Annotated in this window: 1 protein-coding gene and 1 pseudogene; both read left to right on the top strand. The window is 38.8% G+C overall.

What is annotated here, in order from left to right:
- Nucleotides 1–143 precede the first annotated feature (143 nt).
- Entirely contained in the window at nucleotides 144–1,256 is a 1,113-nt protein-coding gene (pdhA, locus tag AC06OU_RS11730) for a pyruvate dehydrogenase (acetyl-transferring) E1 component subunit alpha (RefSeq protein WP_475855972.1), read from the top strand.
- A gap of 3 nt (nucleotides 1,257–1,259) precedes the next feature.
- Nucleotides 1,260–1,542: pseudogene (locus tag AC06OU_RS11725) on the top strand (alpha-ketoacid dehydrogenase subunit beta); the annotation flags it as partial.

Raw genomic sequence — 1,542 nt, 5'->3', positions numbered from 1 at the left:
TGTTTATAATATTCTAATATAAAAATGATAGAGTTCTAGATGATTGACCGGGCATTTATTCTTGAGTATACTTAGAAGGAATTGATATTGTACCAATCAATGTGTAAATAAATTTTAATACAGAGAAAAAGGAGAGGTGCTTTATGGCTTCAAACAAAGAAACCCAGTTTGACCCAATGAAAACGCTTCATGAAATCGAAGAAAAGTTTGAAATGTTCCAGATTTTAAATGAAGACGGGGAAATCGTTAATGAACAAGCGAACCCTAATTTATCTGATGAAGATTTAGTGGAATTAATGAGTCGCATGGTCTATACGAGAATATTAGATCAACGTTCTATTTCGTTAAACCGACAAGGACGTCTTGGCTTCTATGCACCAACAGCAGGGCAAGAGGCTTCCCAGCTTGCTTCCCATTTCGCATGTGAAAAGGAAGATTTCATTCTTCCAGGTTATCGCGATGTTCCACAAATAGTTTGGCATGGCTTACCATTATGGCAAGCATTCTTATTCTCACGTGGTCACTTTATGGGTAACCAAATTCCAGAAGGTGTAAACGTGTTTCCACCACAAATTATAATTGGTGCACAATTTATTCAAGCAGCTGGAGTAGCATTAGGTATGCAAAAGCGTGGTAAAAAATCTATTGCTATTACATATACAGGAGATGGCGGTTCTTCACAAGGAGATTTCTACGAAGGCATTAACTTTGCTGGAGCTTTCCGTGTACCAGCTGTATTTATTGTCCAAAATAACCAATATGCTATCTCTACTCCACGTGAGCTACAGACTGCAGCTAAAACAATTGCTCAAAAAGGGATTGCTGCTGGCTTACCAAGCATGTTAGTTGATGGAATGGATCCACTAGCTGTATATGTTGCGACAAAGGATGCTAGAGATCGTGCTATTAGAGGCGAAGGGCCAAGCTTAATAGAGACTGTTTGTTACCGTTACGGTCCACATACAATGGCTGGTGATGATCCTACACGCTACCGTACGTCAGAAACAGATTCTGAATGGGAGAAAAAAGATCCATTAGTACGCTTCCGTAAGTATTTGGAGGGCAAAGGTATTTGGAATGAAGAAAAAGAAGCAGAAGTAATTGAGAGAGCGAAAGAAGAAATTAAAGATGCAATCAAAAAAGCGGATGCTGCTCCAAAACAAAAAGTAACAGATTTAATAAATATTATGTATGAAGAAAATCCATATAACTTAGATGAGCAATTAGCTTACTATACAGAGAAGGAGTCGAAGTAACCGATGGCACAAATGACGATGATTCAAGCTATTACGGATGCTCTCCGTACTGAGCTTAAAAATGATGAAAATGTGTTAGTCTTCGGCGAAGACGTTGGTAATAACGGCGGAGTATTCCGTGCAACTGAAGGACTACAAAAAGAATTTGGGGAAGATCGTGTATTTGATACACCACTTGCAGAGTCAGGTATTGGTGGACTAGCAGTTGGTCTTTCGTTACAAGGATTCCGTCCTGTTCCTGAAATCCAATTCTTTGGTTTCGTATATGAAGTGATGGATTCAATTA

Source organism: Psychrobacillus sp. (genome assembly GCF_056205495.1).
This window is presented reverse-complemented; position numbering and strand designations above follow the sequence as displayed.

Coding starts and splice junctions, on each gene's coding strand:
- pdhA (WP_475855972.1), top strand. CDS start 144: ATGGCTTCAAACAAAGAAACCCAGTTTGACCCAATGAAAACGCTTCAT.